General features: G+C 58.2%; 21 protein-coding genes and 1 tRNA gene. 12 read left to right on the top strand and 10 right to left on the bottom strand.

Annotated elements, in window-relative coordinates; genetic code table 11:
• The first annotated feature begins 144 nt into the window (after nt 1-144).
• The 3 genes from secB to ACQ4WZ_RS21550 all read left to right on the top strand — a co-directional run bounded on the left by secB (nt 145) and on the right by ACQ4WZ_RS21550 (nt 2,278).
• Nucleotides 145-618: a protein-export chaperone SecB gene (gene secB, locus ACQ4WZ_RS21540; RefSeq protein ID WP_010394167.1), complete on the top strand. Its 474-nt coding sequence runs from the start codon at nt 145-147 to the stop codon at nt 616-618.
• An 83-nt stretch (nt 619-701) separates the two neighbouring features.
• A complete protein-coding gene (locus ACQ4WZ_RS21545) occupies nt 702-1,163 on the top strand; it encodes an SH3 domain-containing protein (protein WP_101483503.1) in 462 nt (153 codons plus the stop codon).
• A gap of 68 nt (nt 1,164-1,231) precedes the next feature.
• Nucleotides 1,232-2,278, top strand: a complete 1,047-nt coding sequence (locus ACQ4WZ_RS21550; protein WP_133988862.1) for an NAD(P)H-dependent glycerol-3-phosphate dehydrogenase — start codon at nt 1,232-1,234, stop codon at nt 2,276-2,278.
• 15 nt (nt 2,279-2,293) lie between these two features.
• On the opposite strand, the gene ACQ4WZ_RS21555 is transcribed toward ACQ4WZ_RS21550, so the two are convergent.
• From ACQ4WZ_RS21555 to mscL, 4 genes are read right to left on the bottom strand one after another with little or no spacing between them, the layout of a single operon-like run.
• A complete protein-coding gene (locus ACQ4WZ_RS21555) occupies nt 2,294-2,635 on the bottom strand; it encodes a cupin domain-containing protein (protein WP_101483501.1) in 342 nt (113 codons plus the stop codon).
• An 18-nt stretch (nt 2,636-2,653) separates the two neighbouring features.
• Nucleotides 2,654-3,346: a DUF2461 domain-containing protein gene (locus ACQ4WZ_RS21560; RefSeq protein WP_133988863.1), complete on the bottom strand. Its 693-nt coding sequence runs from the start codon at nt 3,344-3,346 to the stop codon at nt 2,654-2,656.
• Nucleotides 3,347-3,367: 21 nt separating this feature from the next.
• Nucleotides 3,368-4,528, bottom strand: a complete 1,161-nt coding sequence (locus tag ACQ4WZ_RS21565) for a Do family serine endopeptidase (protein WP_101483499.1) — start codon at nt 4,526-4,528, stop codon at nt 3,368-3,370.
• A gap of 41 nt (nt 4,529-4,569) precedes the next feature.
• The gene (gene mscL, locus ACQ4WZ_RS21570; RefSeq protein ID WP_092609314.1) at nt 4,570-5,019 is read right to left on the bottom strand and encodes a large conductance mechanosensitive channel protein MscL; all 450 of its coding nucleotides are present in this window, start codon (nt 5,017-5,019) and stop codon (nt 4,570-4,572) included.
• 413 nt (nt 5,020-5,432) lie between these two features.
• On the opposite strand from mscL, the gene petA reads away from it, so the two are divergent.
• From petA to ACQ4WZ_RS21600, 6 genes are all read left to right on the top strand, one after another.
• Nucleotides 5,433-6,041, top strand: a complete 609-nt coding sequence (gene petA, locus ACQ4WZ_RS21575; protein WP_034753009.1) for a ubiquinol-cytochrome c reductase iron-sulfur subunit — start codon at nt 5,433-5,435, stop codon at nt 6,039-6,041.
• Nucleotides 6,042-6,043: 2 nt separating this feature from the next.
• Nucleotides 6,044-7,456 carry a cytochrome b gene (locus tag ACQ4WZ_RS21580; protein WP_101483498.1) on the top strand — a complete coding sequence of 471 codons (1,413 nt, stop codon included), beginning with the start codon at nt 6,044-6,046 and terminating at the stop codon, nt 7,454-7,456.
• 36 nt (nt 7,457-7,492) lie between these two features.
• Entirely contained in the window at nt 7,493-8,257 is a 765-nt protein-coding gene (locus tag ACQ4WZ_RS21585) for a cytochrome c1 (RefSeq protein WP_101483497.1), read from the top strand.
• 120 nt (nt 8,258-8,377) lie between these two features.
• Nucleotides 8,378-8,989 (top strand): glutathione S-transferase N-terminal domain-containing protein, encoded by a 612-nt coding sequence (locus ACQ4WZ_RS21590; RefSeq protein ID WP_010394154.1) that lies wholly within the window; start codon nt 8,378-8,380, stop codon nt 8,987-8,989.
• A gap of 152 nt (nt 8,990-9,141) precedes the next feature.
• Entirely contained in the window at nt 9,142-9,654 is a 513-nt protein-coding gene (locus ACQ4WZ_RS21595; protein ID WP_436574495.1) for a ClpXP protease specificity-enhancing factor, read from the top strand.
• Nucleotides 9,655-9,680: 26 nt separating this feature from the next.
• Nucleotides 9,681-9,756 (top strand) — tRNA-Thr (locus ACQ4WZ_RS21600).
• 50 nt (nt 9,757-9,806) lie between these two features.
• Here the strand turns inward: ACQ4WZ_RS21600 and ACQ4WZ_RS21605 are convergent.
• The 4 genes from ACQ4WZ_RS21605 to ACQ4WZ_RS21620 all read right to left on the bottom strand — a co-directional run bounded on the left by ACQ4WZ_RS21605 (nt 9,807) and on the right by ACQ4WZ_RS21620 (nt 14,617).
• Nucleotides 9,807-10,817 carry a phage integrase gene (locus tag ACQ4WZ_RS21605; RefSeq protein ID WP_436574496.1) on the bottom strand — a complete coding sequence of 337 codons (1,011 nt, stop codon included), beginning with the start codon at nt 10,815-10,817 and terminating at the stop codon, nt 9,807-9,809.
• 247 nt (nt 10,818-11,064) lie between these two features.
• Nucleotides 11,065-12,321: a type II secretion system protein GspD gene (locus ACQ4WZ_RS21610; RefSeq protein WP_436574497.1), complete on the bottom strand. Its 1,257-nt coding sequence runs from the start codon at nt 12,319-12,321 to the stop codon at nt 11,065-11,067.
• 230 nt (nt 12,322-12,551) lie between these two features.
• Nucleotides 12,552-13,445 carry a zonular occludens toxin domain-containing protein gene (locus tag ACQ4WZ_RS21615; protein ID WP_436574498.1) on the bottom strand — a complete coding sequence of 298 codons (894 nt, stop codon included), beginning with the start codon at nt 13,443-13,445 and terminating at the stop codon, nt 12,552-12,554.
• A 38-nt stretch (nt 13,446-13,483) separates the two neighbouring features.
• On the bottom strand, nt 13,484-14,617 hold the full coding sequence (locus tag ACQ4WZ_RS21620) for a hypothetical protein (RefSeq protein ID WP_436574499.1): 1,134 nt from the start codon (nt 14,615-14,617) through the stop codon (nt 13,484-13,486).
• Nucleotides 14,618-15,099: 482 nt separating this feature from the next.
• Between ACQ4WZ_RS21620 and ACQ4WZ_RS21625 the strand changes: the two genes are divergently transcribed.
• Together ACQ4WZ_RS21625 and ACQ4WZ_RS21630 are read left to right on the top strand one after the other, a co-directional pair.
• Nucleotides 15,100-15,528 (top strand): hypothetical protein, encoded by a 429-nt coding sequence (locus ACQ4WZ_RS21625; protein WP_436574500.1) that lies wholly within the window; start codon nt 15,100-15,102, stop codon nt 15,526-15,528.
• A 368-nt stretch (nt 15,529-15,896) separates the two neighbouring features.
• A complete protein-coding gene (locus ACQ4WZ_RS21630) occupies nt 15,897-16,103 on the top strand; it encodes a dodecin (protein WP_034753599.1) in 207 nt (68 codons plus the stop codon).
• A 15-nt stretch (nt 16,104-16,118) separates the two neighbouring features.
• Here the strand turns inward: ACQ4WZ_RS21630 and ACQ4WZ_RS21635 are convergent, their stop codons facing one another.
• Nucleotides 16,119-16,430, bottom strand: coding sequence for a hypothetical protein (locus tag ACQ4WZ_RS21635; protein ID WP_101483495.1), 312 nt, complete (start codon nt 16,428-16,430; stop codon nt 16,119-16,121).
• A 114-nt stretch (nt 16,431-16,544) separates the two neighbouring features.
• Here ACQ4WZ_RS21635 and ACQ4WZ_RS21640 point away from each other — a divergent pair, with 114 nt between their 5' ends.
• A complete protein-coding gene (locus tag ACQ4WZ_RS21640; RefSeq protein ID WP_436574501.1) occupies nt 16,545-16,841 on the top strand; it encodes a hypothetical protein in 297 nt (98 codons plus the stop codon).
• A 196-nt stretch (nt 16,842-17,037) separates the two neighbouring features.
• On the opposite strand, the gene ACQ4WZ_RS21645 is transcribed toward ACQ4WZ_RS21640, so the two are convergent.
• Nucleotides 17,038-18,105 (bottom strand): LytR C-terminal domain-containing protein, encoded by a 1,068-nt coding sequence (locus ACQ4WZ_RS21645; RefSeq protein ID WP_436574502.1) that lies wholly within the window; start codon nt 18,103-18,105, stop codon nt 17,038-17,040.
• Nucleotides 18,106-18,110: the final 5 nt, after the last annotated feature.

Here is an 18,110-nt window from a genome sequence, read left to right on the forward strand (position 1 = left end):
AGAAATTGCTTGGTTTTTTGTCGTATTGTTTTGATACAATTGCCTCGCACCTGATCTGGCCGCGCCTATCCGGCGCGGTTTGAATACCGCAAGCACCATATTTGAACGGTGTGCCGTTCTTGTCCTTTACAACGAAAGCGTTCCATGTCTGACGAAAATCTGCAACCAGTCTTCCAAATCCAACGCGTCTACCTGAAAGACATGTCGCTGGAACAACCAAATTCCCCAGCTATTTTCCTGGAACAAGAAGCACCAGCCATCGAAGTGGCTCTGGACGTGGGCGCTGCGCCTCTGGCCGACGGCATCTTCGAAGCAACCGTGACCATCACCGTGACCGCCAAAGTCGGCGACAAAGTCGCTTTCCTGGTAGAAGGCAAGCAAGCCGGTATCTTCGAAGCACGCAACATTCCTGCCGATCAACTCGATCCGCTGCTGGGAATCGGCTGCCCGAACATCATCTACCCTTACCTGCGCGCCAACATCGCCGACGTGATCACCCGTGCCGGCTTCCCGCCAGTGCACCTGGCCGAGATCAACTTCGAAGTGTTCTACCAACAACGTCTGCAAGCTATTGCTGACGCCGCTGCCGCAGCACCAGCAGCCAGCGAAACGCACTAAGCTTTGCAAGACCCCGCCGGCCGTCAAGGCTGGCCTGACACGGCGGCCTGGCCGCCGTGTTTCGTTAAGGTTCAAAAAATATCATGTTGAATAGTGCGCTCTTGAGCAAGTTCCGCTGGATGGCCGGCGCCGTGCTGCTGCTGGCCACCGCCGCCAGCCACGCCGTCGATTTCAAAACGGTGGGCGCGGCCCCCGTGATCCTGTACGACGCGCCGTCCGCCAAGGGCGGCAAGCTGTACGTGGCGCCACGCGGCATGCCGCTGGAAGTCGTGCTCAGCTACGGCGAATGGGTCAAGGTACGCGACGCCAGCGGCGAAATGGCCTGGACGGAAGCCAAGGGCCTGTCGGCCAAGCGCAACGTCGTGGCGCGCGCCGCGAACCTGAAGGTACGCGCCAGCCCCGATGACACCGCCTCCCCCATCATCCTCGTCGACAAGGGCGTGCTGCTGGAAATGAGCGAGCAGCCCAGCTCCGGCTGGGTCAAGGTGCGGCATAAGGATGGCCAGAGCGGCTACGTCAAGACCAGCGAAGTGTGGGGCTTGTAAGCACCGCCAGATTCATCGGGGCAGCGGCCAGCCGCGCCGTGCCCTTCCCCCTGCCAGACTGAGGTTGCATGCAAGTTTCCCCTGAAAACACTCCCGATACCAGCGCCAAGGCCGTCCCGTGCAAGATCACCGTGCTGGGTGCCGGCGCCTGGGGCACGGCCGTGGCCATGGCCCTGGCCGGCCGCCACGACGTGCTGCTGTGGGGCCGCAATGGCGACGCCATGGCCGCCATGACTGCCAGTGGCGAAAACAGCTATCTGCCCGGCTTCCCATTACCGCCGCAACTGCACATCAGCGCCGATTTCGACGCCGCCGTCGCGCATGCCAGCGGCGAACGGGGCCTCTTGATCGCCGCCTGCCCCGTGGCGGGCTTGCGGCCTCTGCTGCTGCAACTGAAAGACAAGGCCATCCCGAATCTGGTGTGGCTGTGCAAGGGGTTTGAAGGAGGCACGGGCCTGCTGCCGCACCAGATCGTGCGGGAAGTGCTGGGCGACACAGTCGCCGGCGGCGCCCTGTCCGGCCCCTCGTTCGCACAGGAAGTGGCACGCGGCCTGCCGTGCGCGCTGACCATCGCCTCGCACAGTGCCGCCTTGCGCGGCGCCGTCGTCTCGGCCTTGCATGGCGGCACTATCCGCGTGTATGCGAGCGAAGACCTGGTGGGCGTGGAAGTGGGCGGCGCCGTGAAGAACGTGCTGGCCATTGCCACGGGCGTGGCCGACGGCCTGGGCCTGGGCTTGAATGCGCGCGCCGCGCTGATCACGCGCGGTCTGGCGGAAATCACGCGCCTGGGCACGGCCCTGGGTGGCCAGACGGAAACGTTCATGGGCTTGACGGGCATGGGAGACTTGATTTTGACCTGCACGGGCGACTTGTCGCGCAACCGCCGGGTCGGCCTGGGCCTGGCGCAAGGCAAGGCCTTGGCCACCATCGTGGCCGAACTCGGTCATGTGGCCGAAGGCGTACCCTGCGCCAAAGCCGTGCGCGAACTGGCGCGCCGCATGGGCGTCGACATGCCGATCACCAACGCGGTGGCCGGCGTACTGTTCGATGGGGATTTGCCGCACGTGATGGTGCAGCAGCTGCTGTCACGCGATCCGCGCGCCGAGGCGGCCTGACGCGGCAGGGGAAACTTAGCGTCCCGCCTTGGCCATCAATATCGTCAGCAGCACCAGACTGTCTTCGCGCGCGGCCAGCGCATGCGCCTGGCCGCCGTGCAGATACAGCATCTGCCCCGGCCCCAGCAATTGCTCCCCGCCATGCGCCGTCACCGCCACCTGTCCTTGCAGGCACAGCAGAGTGATTTCACCGAGCACATGATGCTCGGGCATGGTCTTGCCCTTGGGCATGCACATGCGGATCAATTCCAGTTCGTCCGTCCTGGCCAGCGCGATGGCGGAAAACTGCGACAGGTCGTCGCCATTCCTGCGCAACACCTCAATCACCTGTCCTGAACTTGCGTGCTCCAGTGCCATTATGTGCTCCTTCAGCAATTACTCGGTGACTTCCTCCGGCTCTTTCGCGCCGCGCATCCACTCGACCAGCGGCCACGCATCCTTCAAGCCTTCCGCCAGGGTCGGCAGCAGTTTTTCCGGTTCGTTCACGGGCAGCGGTATTTCGGTCCAGACAAAAAAGCTTTTCAGCTTGATGAATTCGATATGTTCGGCATCCGCCTCGAAGCCCTTGGGCGGGCGCTGCAACTTGCCCTCATTCTGGATGGTGCCGAAGCGGGCTTTTAAACGCTTATTTTTCAGCACTTTGGAAAAACCTGGCGCGTCGTTGACCATGTGTTCGCGCAGCGCCTTCAGGCGGCCAGGGGGCGGCATGTATTCGCCGGCGCCGAACAGCAAGTTGCCCTGGCCATCGATCTGCAGATAATACGTGGGGCCGCCCGCCTTGCTGGGACGGCGCATGTCGTTTGGCGCGATGGCGGCCGAAAAGCGCGTTTTATACGGGCTCTTGTCGTGCGCGAAACGCACGTCACGGTTGATGCGGAACAAGGCCTTCTTCGGATTGCAGTACTTCACGGCCGGGTCAAATTTGCCCAGCTCACCGATCAGGCTAGTGACCAGCGCCAGGAATTCCTCGCGCAAAATGTCGTAACGGGGCTTGTTCATGACAAACCAGGGACGATTGTTGTTATCGCTCAGTTCACGTAAAAATTGGGTCAAATCACGCACATGCATGTGTCAAATTCCGATCAGCAACTATTTGGAAAGCTCTTTCGGGAGGGGGCGCTTGCCCACCATCACGTCGAGTGCCGCTTCGCGATTCTTGCGCAGCACCGTCATTTTAGCTTTTCCGCCGGGCGGCAGTTGGGCGATCAGATTGAGCATTTCCGTCGTGTCGGCCACGGGCTTGCCTTCCACCGTCAGCAGGATGTCGCCGGGCACGATGCCAGCCTTGTCGGCCGGCCCGTTGCGCACCACGCCGGCAATGATGGCGCCGCTTGAGCGCTGCAAGTTGAAGCTTTGCGCCAACTCTGGCGTGATGTCCTGCGTTTCCACGCCGATCCAGCCGCGCACCACGTGGCCATCCTTGATGATGGCTTCCATCACCGTCTTGGCCGTCGAGACAGGAATGGCGAAGCCGATGCCGACGGAACCGCCGCTTTGCGAATAAATCGCCGTATTGATGCCGATCAAGTTGCCGCGCGTATCGACCAGGGCGCCGCCCGAATTGCCGAAGTTGATGGCCGCATCCGTCTGGATGAAGTTTTCAAAGCTGTTGATGTGCAAGTTGTTGCGGCCCAGGGCGGAGATGATGCCCATGGTCACCGTCTGGCCCACGCCAAACGGGTTGCCGATGGCCAGCACCACGTCGCCCACGCGCGCCAGTTCCGACTGGCCCAGCACGATGACGGGCAGCTTGTCGAGGTCGATCTTGATCACGGCCAGGTCCGTTTCGGGATCCAGGCCCACTACCTTGGCCGGCGCCTTGCGCCCGTCGGTGAGCACCACTTCGATTTCATCGGCGCCTTCGACCACGTGGTTGTTGGTCAGCACGTAACCTTCATGGCTGACGATGACGCCCGAGCCCAGGCTGTTTTTCAAGTCCTCGTCATCCTCGCCGTCCGGGTCGCGTTCGCCGAAGAAACGTTTGAAGAAGGGATCGCGCGCCAGCGGATGGGCGCCGCGTTTGGGCACTTGCAGGGTGAGGATGTTGACGACGGCGGGCATGGCGCGCGCCGCCGCGTCGCGGTAGGAACCGGGCGCCAGGCTGCTGGACGCCGTTTCCACCACGGGGACCGGCTTGGCGGCAGAGCCCAGCTGCTGTACCCGGCTGGCCGGACGCAGCGCGCCGTACACAAAGTACAGCGCCAACGCGATGGTCACGGTTTGCGCAAACAATAACCAGAATCGTCGCATAGAGTTCTCTGCCCAGGTCAGCCGGCCATTGCCGGAACGACTTATTTTGCCAGATCGTTGCTATTCTGTCCGTTCTTCTGCAGGGAGTCGCGGATCTCACGCAGCAGCACGATGTCTTCCGGCGTGGCCGGCGCTGGCGCCGGCGCGACAGGTTCGCTGCGGCGGGCCTTGTTCATCAGGCGCACCATCTGGAAGATGATGAAGGCAAGAATGACAAAGTTGAGCAAAATAGTGAGGAAATTACCGTAGGCCAGCACGGCGCCCGCCTTTTTCGCTTCCACCAGGGTCATCGTCGTGGCTTGGCCGTTCAGGGGCAGGTAATAATTGGCGAAATCGAGGCCACCGAAAATGCGGCCGATGGGCGGCATGATCACGTCTTGCACCAGGGAATCGACAATCTTGCCGAAGGCGCCGCCGATGATGACACCGACCGCCAGATCGACAACGTTGCCTTTCATTGCAAATTCTTTAAATTCCTTCATCATTGCCATGAATTTCTCCTTCGGATATGTATAAAAAACATGTCGATCATACTATTGATTCCCGGTGCCACCAACTTATGGTTGTCGGCAGGACCAATTCGGGCACAGCCGGGCGCATCTAGTTCGAAAGAACTAGCCACCTCCTGCAAAAGTATATAAATTATGGTACAAGCAACGTTTTTGTTCTATTCGTTGTTTGCTTCACTTATAATTTGCGGTTGCCAGAAGTGGCTTTTTCACTTCCGGATAATCAACAAGAAACTGGCACGGGCTGCGCCATTGGCCGAAGTTCCGCAGGGATGTTGCCACTTTACCGTACAAAGATGCGGGTTGCGGCAATCAGTGGGATAGAGCTTCGGCGACGGGTTTTTCGCGGCTGCCACTCATAATAAAGATTCGCATTTTGACTGATTGGGGTTTGCATGAGTAACGAAAAGCAGGTCGATTCAGGCCGTCGCGGCTTGCTCGTCGCCACGTGCGCGGCGGGCAGTGTAGTTGGATTGGCAACCGCGGGAGCCTTGGTAAGCACCTTCCAGCCGTCGGAGCGCGCGAAAGCGGCTGGCGCGCCGGTCGAAGTAGACATCACCACCTTGCAACCCGGCGAAATGCGCACCGTCGAATGGCGCGGCAAGCCGGTCTGGATTCTGAAACGCACGCCGGAAATGATCGCGTCCCTGAAAAAGACCGATGGCAAAGTCGCCGATGCCAATTCGCAACGCAATCCCGCCGAATTCACGCCTGAATACTGCATGAACGAAGCGCGCTCGATCAAGCCTGAAATTCTCGTCGCCGTCGGCATCTGCACCCATCTTGGCTGCTCCCCTTCCTCGAAATTTGCCCCCGGCCCGCAACCGTCGCTGCCAGATGACTGGGAAGGCGGCTTCCTGTGCCCTTGCCACGGCTCCACCTTCGACATGGCAGGCCGCGTGTTCAAGAACAAGCCAGCGCCGGACAACCTGCAAGTGCCGCGCCATATGTACCTGAGCGACACCAAATTGCTGATAGGTAAAGACGAGAAAGGCGAGGCTTGATCATGGCTGCTTTTAAAGAAACGAAATTCCCGGCAGACGCTCCCGTCGCCGAAAAAGCGCTGGGCTGGGTAGATGACCGCTTTCCCCTGACCAAGCTGTGGAATGACCAATGGGGCAAGTACTACGCCCCGAAAAACTTCAATTTCTGGTACATCTTCGGCTCGCTGGCCATGCTGGTGCTGGTCTTGCAGATCGTCACCGGCATCTTCCTGACCATGCACTACAAACCGGATGCGGCCCTGGCCTTCAATTCCGTCGAGTACATCATGCGCGAGGTCCCGTGGGGCTGGCTGGTGCGCTACATGCACTCGACGGGCGCCTCGGCCTTCTTCATCATCGTCTACCTGCACATGACGCGCGCCCTGCTGTACGGCTCGTACCGCAAGCCACGTGAACTGATCTGGCTGTTCGGTTTCGCCATCTTCCTGTGCCTGATGGCCGAAGCGTTCTTCGGCTACCTGCTGCCATGGGGCCAGATGTCGTACTGGGGCGCACAAGTGATCGTCAACCTGTTTGGCGCCATCCCGTTCATCGGCCCTGACCTGTCGTTGTGGATACGCGGCGACTACGTTGTTTCCGACGCGACCCTGAACCGCTTCTTCGCCTTCCACGTGATCGCCATCCCGCTGGTACTGCTGGGCTTGGTTGCAGCGCACTTGATCGCCCTGCATGAAGTGGGCTCGAGCAACCCGGACGGCATCGAAGTGAAGGAAAACCTGGGCGCCGATGGCCACCCGGTCGATTCCATCCCGTCGCATCCGTACTACACCGTGCATGATCTGTTCGGCGTGTCGATCTTCCTCGTCATTTTCAGCGCCGTCGTGTTCTTCGCGCCGGAAATGGGTGGATATTTCCTGGAATACAACAACTTCCTGCCCGGCGATTCGCTGAAAACCCCGCTGCACATCGCGCCAACCTGGTACTTCACGCCGTTCTACTCGGTGCTGCGTGCCACCACGGCCGACTTCATGTACGTGCTGATGGGTGTCGTGGCTGCTTACGTGGTGTTCATCTGGCTCAAGTCGCGCCTGTCGACGACCGTCAAGTCGGCCATCGCCGGCATCGCCATCGTCGCCATCATCGGCATGCTGCCACAGGTGCTGGACGCGAAATTCTGGGGCGTGGTGTTCTTTGGCGGTTCCGTCGTGATCCTGGCCTTCCTGCCATGGCTCGACCATTCGCCTGTGAAATCGATCCGCTACCGTCCGAACTGGCACAAATATGTGTACGCCATCTTCGGCCTGTCGTTCCTGATCCTGGGCTACCTCGGCACCCAGGCGCCAACGGATACGAAAACCATCGTGTCGCAAGTGTGCACACTGATTTACTTCAGCTTTTTCCTGCTGATGCCATGGTGGAGTGCAATGGGCAAGTTCAAGACCGTGCCGTCGCGTGTGACGTTTCACCCGCACTAAGCCGCTCTCACGCCACGCTCAAAGGACATACATCATATGAAGATTGCAAAAAAACTGCTCGCCATCCTGGCCTTCGTGCCCGCCATGGCTCTCGCCAGCGAAGGCGGCTTTCCGCTGGACAAGGCACCTGACCGCCAGACGAACATGGCAGCGCTGCAACATGGCGCCAAATTGTTCGTCAATTATTGCCTGAATTGCCACGCTGCCGTGTCGATGCGTTACAACCGCCTGCGCGACCTGGGCTTGACGGAAGACCAGATCAAGCAGAATCTGTTGTTCTCAGGTGATAAAGTAGGCGACCTGATGACAACAAGCCTGGCACCACAGGACGCCAAGGCCTTCTTTGGCGTCGTACCGCCGGATTTGTCGGTAATTTCGCGCGCGAAATCATCTTCCGCTGGCACAGGCGGCGACTACCTGTATACTTACCTGCGTACGTTCTATAAAGACGACACTCGGCCGACCGGCTGGAACAACATGGTCTTGCCGAATGTTGCCATGCCGCATGTATTATGGGAATTGCAAGGTGTCCAGACTGCCAAGTTCGTGGAAGAAAATGATCCGCACGAAGCTGGCAAGAAGATCCACAAATTTGCCGGCTTCGAGCAGGTCAAGCCAGGCACGTTGAACAAGATCGAGTATGACAATGCGGTAGCCGACCTGGTCGGTTACATGGAGTGGATGGCCGAACCGGCACAGCAAACACGCAAGCGCCTGGGCGTCTGGGTGCTGCTGTTCCTGTCGGTATTTGCTCTGCTGGCATGGCGCCTTAACGCGTCGTTCTGGAAGGAAGTCAAATAAGTGAGGCGCCGGCCATAGGCCGGTTTATGCCTGTTTCTGCGTTGTCCGCATGAGTGGACAAGCGACCTGGGGTGAGCCGTTCGCGGCTTCACCCCCTTTGTTTCTAAGGAACTATAAAAAATGATGGTTCTCTATTCGGGTACAACCTGCCCATTTTCGCAACGCTGCCGCCTGGTCCTGTTTGAAAAAGGCATGGACTTCGAAGTGCGCGACGTCGACCTGTTCAACAAACCGGAAGATATTTCGACCATGAACCCGTATGGCCAGGTGCCTATCCTGGTCGAGCGCGAACTGATCCTGTATGAATCGAACATCATCAACGAGTACATCGATGAGCGCTTCCCGCATCCGCAACTGATGCCGGCCGATCCGCTGATGCGTGCCCGCGCGCGCCTGATGCTGTTCAATTTCGAAAAAGAACTGTTCGTGCACGTGCACGTGCTGGAAAGCGAACGCGCCAAAAGCAACGACAAGGCCCACGACAAGGCACGCGCGGAAATCCGCGACCGCCTGACGACCCTGGCGCCGCTGTTCCTGAAAAACAAGTACATGCTGGGTGACGAATTCTCGATGCTCGACGTGGCTGTCGCGCCGCTGCTGTGGCGCCTGGACCACTACGGCATCGAACTGTCGAAGACGGCTGCACCGCTGATGAAATACGCCGAACGCATCTTCTCGCGTCCTGCGTACATCGAAGCGCTGACGCCTTCCGAAAAGGTCATGCGCCGTTAAGATATTCCCGGCAAGCCACGCTTGCCGGGGCATCTTGGGCCAACTGTCATTCTTTGTTCTTTTATTGAATTAGTTGTCCCATCGTTTCATTGAACTACCGGTGCGCCCGCCTCATGCTTGACGGGGGGCGCTCCCGCCTCACAGTGCCTATCATGTCTGAAATCTCAACCAAACCTTATATGCTGCGCGCCATCTACGAATGGTGCACCGACAGCGGCTACACGCCTTATCTCGCGGTCAAAGTCGATTCGCGCACCACGGTACCGATGGAATACGTGAAAAAGGGCGAAATCGTGCTCAACATCAGCTTCGGCGCCACCAGTGGCCTGAAGATGGACAACGACGCCGTCCGCTTCCACGCCCGCTTTGGTGGTGTCTCGCGCGAAATCTATGTGCCAGTCGACAACGTGATGGCCATCTACGCCAACGAAAACGGCCAGGGCATGGCCTTCGAGCCCGTGCTGGGCAACGATGATCCCGATGCGCAACCGACGGACAGCCCCGCATCCAGCGACGTGCCGCCGCCAGCGATCGCGCCGGTCTCCAGCGCCCCGACCTTGGCGTCCGTGCCGACCAGTTCCTCCGAACAACGCGACAACGCCACGCCCGGCGACGACGAGCCACCAAAAAAAGGTGGCCGCCCGACCCTGACGCGCATTAAATAGCGTATAATTCGCAACGCACAGTTTTTGCCGACTTAGCTCATTTGGTAGAGCAGTTGATTTGTAATCATCAGGTGGCCAGTTCGAAACCGGCAGTCGGCACCAAGAATATCAAGGGCTTACAGAAATGTAAGCCCTTTTCTTTTGGTCGAGTGTCAACCAACTGTCAACCGCGTCAACGGGTTCAACATCTTGGCTTCCTGGAGATGTTCAGGGCTAAGATGGGCGTAAATCATTGTGGTTTGCAGACTGGAATGGCCCAGAACTTTTTGCAGCGTCAGAATGTTCCCGCCATTCATCATGAAATGGCTCGCGAAAGTATGGCGCAGAACGTGCGTGAGCTGACCCGACAACAACTCGATACCAGATTCTTTCACCGCCATTCGGAATGCACCAACTGCACTCTTGAAGATGCGACCGGTAGTGTCCCGATTATTCTGCTTATGAAACATCCTGATCTCTTCCGCAAGCGTGTCGTCTATTGGAACAGAGCGATTTTTGTCGGTTTTCGTTTGAGTGAAGTGGATCATGCCGCTGTGAAGCTGAGAGATACGTAAAGACTCCGCTTCGTTCCAGCGTGCGGCTGACGCAAGACACAACTTCGTAATCAAAAGCGCATCACGATCAGTCCGCGTTGCTAACGCTAACAATAGGGTGCGGATTTCGTCTGAGGTCAGATAAGACAGCTCGCGTTCTGCGATCTTGAACTGACGCAATCGAGCAAGCGGATTGTCAGCTGTCCAGAAACCCAGCCGGATCAGCTCATTGAAGACCGCACGCAAGTAGGCATGTTCCCGGTTGATCGTATTTCGGGATGCACCAGCTGCCAACCTGGCTGAACGGTACTCGGCAAAGTGTTCCGATCTCAGTTGCTCAGCGATAGGGTTTCCTAGTGCGTCACAAATTCGCAAAAGCGTTCCATAGGTGCGAGTATGTCGAAGCTGGATGCCATGGTGTGATTGCCAAAGCTCGATTAGTTCAGAGAGCCGCGTTACATTTTTTTTAGGTTTAACCCAGCCGCCTGTCTGCACGACTTCTGTCTTAGCCCACGCCTCAAACTGCAGTGCTTCTGCCTTGGTCGGCAGCGTTTTCCGAATTCTCTTCTGCCCACGCCCACCAGGCTGAATATCGACAAGCCAACCACCTTCAGTCTTTTTTAAAGTCATCCAATTCCCTATAAACATCAATGCTCGACCGATGCGGACCGAGTTCGGCACGAGGTCGATATTTGGCCTGGGCGGAGCGGTCGAGTTCCCTATACGCCTTTGGCAGTCCGGCAGCATTCGCATCAGCTAAGGCGTCGCGGACGGCCAACTAGCAGGCATCCCGAAATTCTTTTCTAAATATTAAATCTTCAAGCGTTTTCATCATTACCTCCATTCGTAATTGATACGCTCGCGTTAGTTACCTTAGTCAGACCTTAGTAAGCTGAAGTATTAGAATCACCTCAGTATTGTTCTTGTCCCTCGCCTTTCCCAGATTGAGTCCCGGAAACCAGCCAAGGCCCGTAAGGACAGTTGAGTCCTTGTCCTCAGTCAATCCGCCAATCACCACCAGCTCTCCATTCCCGACCGAAAGAGATGTTTTCAGCTCTCGCTTAATGAGTGTGGGCGAATTATTTACCCCGGTATTAGTGCTGACAAAACTCGACTTTTGCTGAAGAACCTGTAGATCGACAGCGTCTTCATGCACGATGGGGAGCAACTCAAAAATAAGCCCGCTGGACCGATACTCCACAGATTGAACAGCAGCGCCCGCAGATGGATAGGACACGGCGCCGAGAACGGGTACATCTTCCCCAACAGTGAATCGACCGCTCTGTCCCGACTGCACCCGAAGCGTAGGCGCGGATTTCACCGTAAACCGGCTATCCGAAGACAGCGATGTAAGCACTGCATCAATCGTCGTGTTCTTGAGACTGATGTAGTTACTGTTCGCGGCCACAGTAGAACCCAGCGACAGGCCAAGCTTGCCGCCCAGTAGATTTAGTGCCAGGCTAAATGCAGAGCCGTCGCTGCTCGTGTTCTGTACCTCGTACAGCACTCCACGCACGATGACATCGCCCACAGCAGTATCGACTTGGGCAAGCAGTTTTTTCAGCATCGTAACCTCGGCAGAAGCACCAGAAAAAACAAGCGTGTCGCTCTGGCGGTCGATGGTCGCGGCCGCAGATCCTGCTGGCGAGGCGATCTGCAGCGACTTGTCGCCGGCTGGAGCATGGACAGCACGGCGAGCAGTGAACTCGCCCTTAAACAATGGCGACAAGAGATCAACAAGGTACGAGCCATCACGAAAGCGCGGACGATACACAAACACATCACGCACCTCGGCGGCTTTTTCTTCCGGGGGTGACTTCTTTCCGACGAAATCGACACCATTGCGTCTCACGACAGCAAGGCCGAGCGAGTCCAGAAACGCCATGATGAAGGGCCGCAGTTCGCCGGCAGCGGGATCGTAGCGAAACGAAACCGAACGCTCATCCGTGAGCACTTCGGGAGCGATCACGTACGCATCCTTCAAAGCCTCACCATAGATCAACTGCACGACCTGGGCGACGTTAATACTGGTGAAATTAAAGCGGGGACCATCCGGTGCGATCTTGGATGGCTTTTCGACAGCTCCGGCACCAACCGACACGACCAGAAAAAACATCATCAAGAATTTTTTCATTTGCGAATTTCTCCAAGCGCGCCAGGCGCCGGTTGTTGAGCAGGCGCGGCCGCGCGGCGATCCCTCGGAGCATGGCTACCGCTCCAGGTGGTGACCTTGTCGCCGTCCATTTCGCCAATCTGCGCGATGCCTTCGTTATGGAACATCGACGGGGACTCGACGCGTGTGGATACCGTTTTTGTTCTGCTTCCTCATCATTGCTGTCGCTGTTCCCAAGGTCTATCGGTTTTTCAACCCGGTCGATGCGAAGGCCGTAGCCAAGGGCAAGGAAGGCGCTGCAGTAGCTTCCGGCGGCTCTCCTGGTGTTCAGGGTGGGTCCGGTGTTGCCGCCGTCCAGAAGCCCAATTTCTCGGATAAGTGGCGCATATGCGGCTCGTACTACGCTCAGTCTCGCAACTGGATTGTTGTATGCAATTCCCAGGGGCAGGCACCTTCCAGTTACGGAAGACGTTTTGACGCTTGTCAGCATTGACCATGACGCCCTCGGCGCCGCCCTTGAAGCTAGAGTACAACGGGAAGATTTCCGGGTTGTACTTGCGCGTCCACTGGCCGATATGGTTGGCCTTGGTTAGCGCCTTGCCCTCCCACATGTTGAGGCTATACACCTTAGACAGACCGAGCGCGACCTTTTTATTCGTGCGGAACGAAAACGCGATGACGTTACGCAGGAACGGATGCAGAGTGCCCATATCCTGAATCATCAACACAATATCGCATGCCACCTTAGTATCTGGGTGCGTAAAGTGACCGTGTTCCAGGACGAACGACTGATGAGATTTTTTGATCTTCATCCCCTTACCCCAGAACCGCCAGGCCTCATCGATCGCCACCAGGTCACCAGGTTGAACAGTGGTATCCGTATGCGCGTTTTTCTCGTCATCGTAGTACGGGAAAAATTTGTCATCGAACACCTGGCCATTGGTCACGTGAACGATTTTCCCGTACTTGTCGTGCTCATCCTCCAGATACTTTTTCTTCAAATACTCGTGAATCTTTTCCTCTGAAATGCCATCCACGTTGGTGACCACATTGCGGCCCTGGCGGATCGCGGGAACGATCACCTCAGACACCACCTCGTAACTTTTCCCCGAGCGCATGAGGCCCGTATAGACGTTAAGCGGCATCGCGCCCCCTTAACTGGCGAACCAGAGAACGCACCAGGTCAGGCACGACGAACGCGACTAACAGACCGAAAAGAAATCCGACAACCAACGCCATATTGACGACCTGAGCGAACGCCTCCAGCTGCTCCCAGCCGAGACCAGGTATTGCACGATCGAACTCCGCATCGAGGCCACGGAATACCAGGTGTATCACGCTTAACGTTCGGGGTATTGACGACATTGACGTTTGAACCAGTACCAGGCGTCGGCACCGGGTCAGTACCGGTACCGGGCGCAGGATTCATGCCAGGGTAAGCCGTAGGCGACACCGGCACCTCGTTAGTACCAGGATTACTTGCCGGTGCAAGCATATCGGCAACCGTAGGGACAGCCATGGGATTCAGTTCCGCCCAGGGCTGTATCTCGGCCTGCGTGACTGGGTCAGCGATGCTGTACGGAAGGCCTTGGTAATTCGGGTCCTGCGCCGCACGCTGCCAGATTTGATCCACCAACCGGGCGAGCGACTCGGGGCTAATCTTTGCAGTACCTATCTGCTGCTGCAGCGCCGCCACAGCCTGATCGAGCGAAGGGTAGTTCTTAGGACCGATATCACCGTAATTCGACCCTGCATTGTTGTAGGTGTTGACCCTGTCGTAACTAGGAAGACCGTAGGGATCGCCACCCGTACGAGCATCGCGGACGTACACAGTGATTTGAGATTGACCGGAGCTGTTCACGTTGGCCTGTGCACTCTGGTACTCAAAAATCTGGGTGTATGTTTGCTCCGTGCCGGTTTCTGGGTCCCAGACCGTACGCGTTTGAGTCCCGTTACCGTTGAGGAAGGTCCACCAGTAGCCGAGCTGATTCACATCGGTCGTCGCCACGATGATTTTGCCATCCTGGGTAGTGTACCGATAATGCGGCTGCTCTGGCGGCAATGGCAACGCATAGCAGGCCTCGTTGGAATAGCAGGAATACTGGCTACGATAGAGAGGCGCACCCTGCATGAGAGCCTGCGCCCATCGCGGCGTAGTGTCGGCCACTTGGACGGGCTGGTAAGTCGGGAGCGGCCGGACCGGGGCGTCTACTTGCAATTGGTTGCCGGTCGCGGTACTTGCAATCTTGACCTCCGCGAGCTGCTGACCGCCACTGGCGTTATCTACCCAAGCTTTGATGCCGTACGCGCCCTTCAAACTGTTCCATTTGAGTGTTCTCTTTCGGGCATCTGTTTGTTCATTGCCAACTTTTAGCGAAGTTGCCCTTGGCCCTCATGAAGAACGAATTCGCAAGATGTTGCTTGAGGTCAACGCCGGTCAGCCATCGGACTATCCAATATTTGGACATGCGGTGGTTCATCACAAAACCCATCGCATAGTCGATATGGTCACTAGAGCTGGTAAGTCCAGCATCAATGGACACAGGTGCTGGGGAATCGTGTATGGCGGCGTCCAGTGGTGGATTTCTGTGTCATCTCATAGAAATCATGAGTTCGAGCACGCTGGGCTACAACCAGACGGCCAAATGCCCTTTCACGCGGTCCCTTGGAACGAAGTAGATGTAATACAAATGGCATCAAAAGCGCTGCGTGCCGCAGGATCAAAATCTAAAACTTAGCCGTTTACCAATGCAGGAACTGGTAGCATGTAAGCCTCCAACACTCAATGGGATAGGCAATATGTTCACGTTTAATCGCGGCTCTTGGGAAGATGGTAGCCCTCTGCCTGAATGGGAAGACAACGAGGATTCGGAAAGCTATGTAGAGAGGATTGGGTATAGACAAGCGCGCCACCAGTTCGGGCATCAAGATGGCGGCCAGCTGGAGATTTACGAGTCTTCCACGGACAATTCCTTTTACGCCAGCGTATGCCCTTCTGGGACCACATGCTATGAAGTGTTCCTCCCAGATTTCCCAAGCTTTATGATTTTCATGCGCGACTACGGGACGGTGTTTGCCACGGAAGCAGCAAATGTTTCCTCGCAGCAGATTCTAGAGTTACTTGAGAAGATGTTTCAAGCACAGCATGGACACTCAGCACATGGCATCTGCCAAGATTGTGATCCGGTTGCCTGGAAGGCGCGCGAACAACGCCTGAAGAGTCAATGACATTTCGACAAGGATGTGCGTCAACAAAGTGTCAACGCTACTGTTAGATGATAAAGGCAGCACTGTTAGCTCAACTAGGGTAAGTGCCTGATTCCGTTGCGCAATGTTAGCTAGTGTTACCGCTGCAGAGGAATTTGTAATCATCAGGTGGCCAGTTCGAAACCGGCAGTCGGCACCAGAATTCAGTAGGAAATCAAAGGGTTACAGGCTTCGGCTTGTAGCCCTTTTTTCTTTTTTCCCTTCTGCAAACCACTCCCGTGACGCCTTGCTGCACCGCGCAATGACGTCCAGCGCGTTTAGGCGCACTATGGGCACTTGCTAGCGAAGAATTAACTCCGATGTCTGGCTTGCCTACCTGGGGGAACATCATGTCCGCACACACTTACAAGCTGATCGAACTGGTCGGCACATCGACCGAGAGCAGCGATCAGGCGATACGCGATGCCATCGCCAAGGCGGCGCTCACGGTCAAGCATATGGACTGGTATGAAGTGACAGAGTCACGCGGGCATATCGTCGATGGCAAGGTGGCGCACTTCCAAGTCACGCTGAAGGTCGGCTTCCGGCTCGAATAGCGCCCTGCGGTGCATTCACCGCCGCCCGGCCGCTCCCCGGCTCTCCAGCCACTCCCGGCCGCCGGCCTCCAGCGCGGCCTCAATGACCTTTTCTGGCAAGCTGTAGACGGTCGCCCAGCTGGCGCGGCCATCCTGCGTGTTGGCGGGAAAGCTGTGGGTTTCAATCGGCCAGTGGTATTTGCGTTTGAGCGCTTTGACGATGGCGGCCAGGGAGACGCGGCCTTGCAGGGGTTCGGTGCCGGACTGGTCGCGGTTCGACAGCAGCACGGCCAGGACCTGGCCGCGGCCCGTGCGTGCGCCGGGGAAGGTGGGGGTTTTGTTTGCCATGGCCTATTTTACCGGGCAATTATCGGACGAGATGCGATGTACCGCAGCTTTGATATGGCGCAAGCGCCGCTCCGGCCGCCAGGGCCTTTTCGTCACGGGGCACGGGCGCCTTTCATGCACAGCCTGAACATCCATGCCATGCAATGGCAAGCCCCTACCGATATTTCCGCCATCGCCCCGCTGCAGGCCGTAGCCCCGGCCCGCTTTCGGACATTGCGCGACGTACTGCAGCGCGATTGCGCACGCGACCGCTTTGGCATTGCCCTGATTCACCGCCACGTCGAGATCGGCGACGACGAGGAGCTGATGGAATACACGGATGTATGGCAGCGCACCTTGACGGTAAAACCTGTCAAGAAAAGCGGCATCGACTGGCAGCGCACGACGATTACCAACTGGAAATTGACGTAAGCCGGGGAAGTGGCGCGCATCGTTTGCGGTTGCGCAAGCAATTCGGCTGGCCACCTGCTTATCATTGCGGCGCCTACGGCTTGGCCGTCAACGAGTTGAACAATTTCCGCATCACCACCAGCGCTTGCACGCTGTCGCTGGCCGGCGCCAGCCGACATAGCAATCGGCATGCTCAAAACACGCCAGCAAAGGCGTTTTAACCGAGCCGTGCCAGTGCCTGGCGCGCCAGCTGCAATTGCTGCAGATAATAGCGGTACAACATGGCGGGGTCACTCAGGTCGCGCCCCAGTACCAGGCGCAGCTCGCTGGCAGGGCAATCGGCGGCCTGGGTCTGCACCTTGGCGCCCAGCTGGCGGGCCAGCTGGCGCGCCGCCTGCTCCTGCGCGGGCCGGTATTCGATGCGCGTGCGCGCCACCTGAAAGCTGGTTGCATTGGCCAGGCGCACCACCTGCACGGGGCCGCCGGTCAAGCTGCGTGCCAGCGCGGCGGCCATGCCCGGCACCCCGTTGCCATTCACAATTTCCAGGCGCGGCTGCGGCGCGCCGGCCGACGGCATGGGCCGCAGCGGCACCAGCGGTAGCAGGGAGCTAGCGGGCAGGCCGCGCACGCGCCGCAGTTGGGCCATGCCATCGCTCTGCGTGATCTCCACGCGCGCCATGGCGGGCACATCGTGCACCGGCGCGGTCGCGGGCACCAGCTGCGGCGGCGCCGCGCCGCGCAACAAGGCCATGTCGCGCCGCAGGTCGTGTTCCTGCAAACTGGCCGCCTGGCGCCGCATGAGGGCGGCGCGCTCATGCTGTCCCAGCCGTTCGAGCACCTGCGCCAGATGCCGCCAGGCCAGCGCATTGAGCGGATCGAGCAGACACGCCTGTTCCAGCGCAGTCAAGGCTTGCGTATCGCGCCCGCTCAGAGAATAGGCATGGCCGAGATTACTGAACAGATAGGCCTGCTGCGGCCGCGCCATGCCCATTTCCTGTATCAGCGCCTGCCACTGGGCGATGGCCGCGTCATATTCGCCACGCTGCGCGTGCAGCACGGCCAGGCCGTTGCGCGCATTCACGTGGCGCGGCGCATGGCGCAGGACTTCTTCATAGGCCGCTTGCGCGGCGGGCAGGTCGCCCCGCTCGAAATGCTGGCGCCCCGCCACATAGGCGGCATCGGCGTCAGGCCAGGGCGGTACCGGTATCTGGGCCAGTTGCGAGGTACAGGCGGCCAGGCCCAGGCATGCACAGGCGGCTGCCAGGCGGGAGAGCATCAAGCGCATGGAAA

Origin of the sequence: Janthinobacterium darwini (assembly GCF_051380905.1) — a bacterium.
Lineage (GTDB): Bacteria > Pseudomonadota > Gammaproteobacteria > Burkholderiales > Burkholderiaceae_D > Janthinobacterium.

Bases quoted from the DNA above. Each gene is read 5' to 3' on its own strand.
- ACQ4WZ_RS21615 (WP_436574498.1), bottom strand. From the start codon at position 13,445: ATGCCGCTTAACGTCTATACGGGCCTCATGCGCTCGGGGAAAAGTTAC.
- ACQ4WZ_RS21580 (WP_101483498.1), top strand. From the start codon at position 6,044: ATGGCTGCTTTTAAAGAAACGAAATTCCCGGCAGACGCTCCCGTCGCC.
- petA (WP_034753009.1), top strand. From the start codon at position 5,433: ATGAGTAACGAAAAGCAGGTCGATTCAGGCCGTCGCGGCTTGCTCGTC.
- ACQ4WZ_RS21590 (WP_010394154.1), top strand. From the start codon at position 8,378: ATGATGGTTCTCTATTCGGGTACAACCTGCCCATTTTCGCAACGCTGC.
- ACQ4WZ_RS21625 (WP_436574500.1), top strand. From the start codon at position 15,100: ATGTTCACGTTTAATCGCGGCTCTTGGGAAGATGGTAGCCCTCTGCCT.
- ACQ4WZ_RS21635 (WP_101483495.1), bottom strand. From the start codon at position 16,430: ATGGCAAACAAAACCCCCACCTTCCCCGGCGCACGCACGGGCCGCGGC.
- mscL (WP_092609314.1), bottom strand. From the start codon at position 5,019: ATGGCAATGATGAAGGAATTTAAAGAATTTGCAATGAAAGGCAACGTT.
- ACQ4WZ_RS21610 (WP_436574497.1), bottom strand. From the start codon at position 12,321: ATGAAAAAATTCTTGATGATGTTTTTTCTGGTCGTGTCGGTTGGTGCC.
- ACQ4WZ_RS21640 (WP_436574501.1), top strand. From the start codon at position 16,545: ATGCACAGCCTGAACATCCATGCCATGCAATGGCAAGCCCCTACCGAT.
- ACQ4WZ_RS21560 (WP_133988863.1), bottom strand. From the start codon at position 3,346: ATGCATGTGCGTGATTTGACCCAATTTTTACGTGAACTGAGCGATAAC.
- ACQ4WZ_RS21585 (WP_101483497.1), top strand. From the start codon at position 7,493: ATGAAGATTGCAAAAAAACTGCTCGCCATCCTGGCCTTCGTGCCCGCC.
- ACQ4WZ_RS21550 (WP_133988862.1), top strand. From the start codon at position 1,232: ATGCAAGTTTCCCCTGAAAACACTCCCGATACCAGCGCCAAGGCCGTC.
- ACQ4WZ_RS21565 (WP_101483499.1), bottom strand. From the start codon at position 4,528: ATGCGACGATTCTGGTTATTGTTTGCGCAAACCGTGACCATCGCGTTG.
- ACQ4WZ_RS21605 (WP_436574496.1), bottom strand. From the start codon at position 10,817: ATGACTTTAAAAAAGACTGAAGGTGGTTGGCTTGTCGATATTCAGCCT.
- ACQ4WZ_RS21595 (WP_436574495.1), top strand. From the start codon at position 9,142: ATGTCTGAAATCTCAACCAAACCTTATATGCTGCGCGCCATCTACGAA.
- ACQ4WZ_RS21545 (WP_101483503.1), top strand. From the start codon at position 702: ATGTTGAATAGTGCGCTCTTGAGCAAGTTCCGCTGGATGGCCGGCGCC.
- ACQ4WZ_RS21555 (WP_101483501.1), bottom strand. From the start codon at position 2,635: ATGGCACTGGAGCACGCAAGTTCAGGACAGGTGATTGAGGTGTTGCGC.
- ACQ4WZ_RS21630 (WP_034753599.1), top strand. From the start codon at position 15,897: ATGTCCGCACACACTTACAAGCTGATCGAACTGGTCGGCACATCGACC.
- secB (WP_010394167.1), top strand. From the start codon at position 145: ATGTCTGACGAAAATCTGCAACCAGTCTTCCAAATCCAACGCGTCTAC.
- ACQ4WZ_RS21645 (WP_436574502.1), bottom strand. From the start codon at position 18,105: ATGCGCTTGATGCTCTCCCGCCTGGCAGCCGCCTGTGCATGCCTGGGC.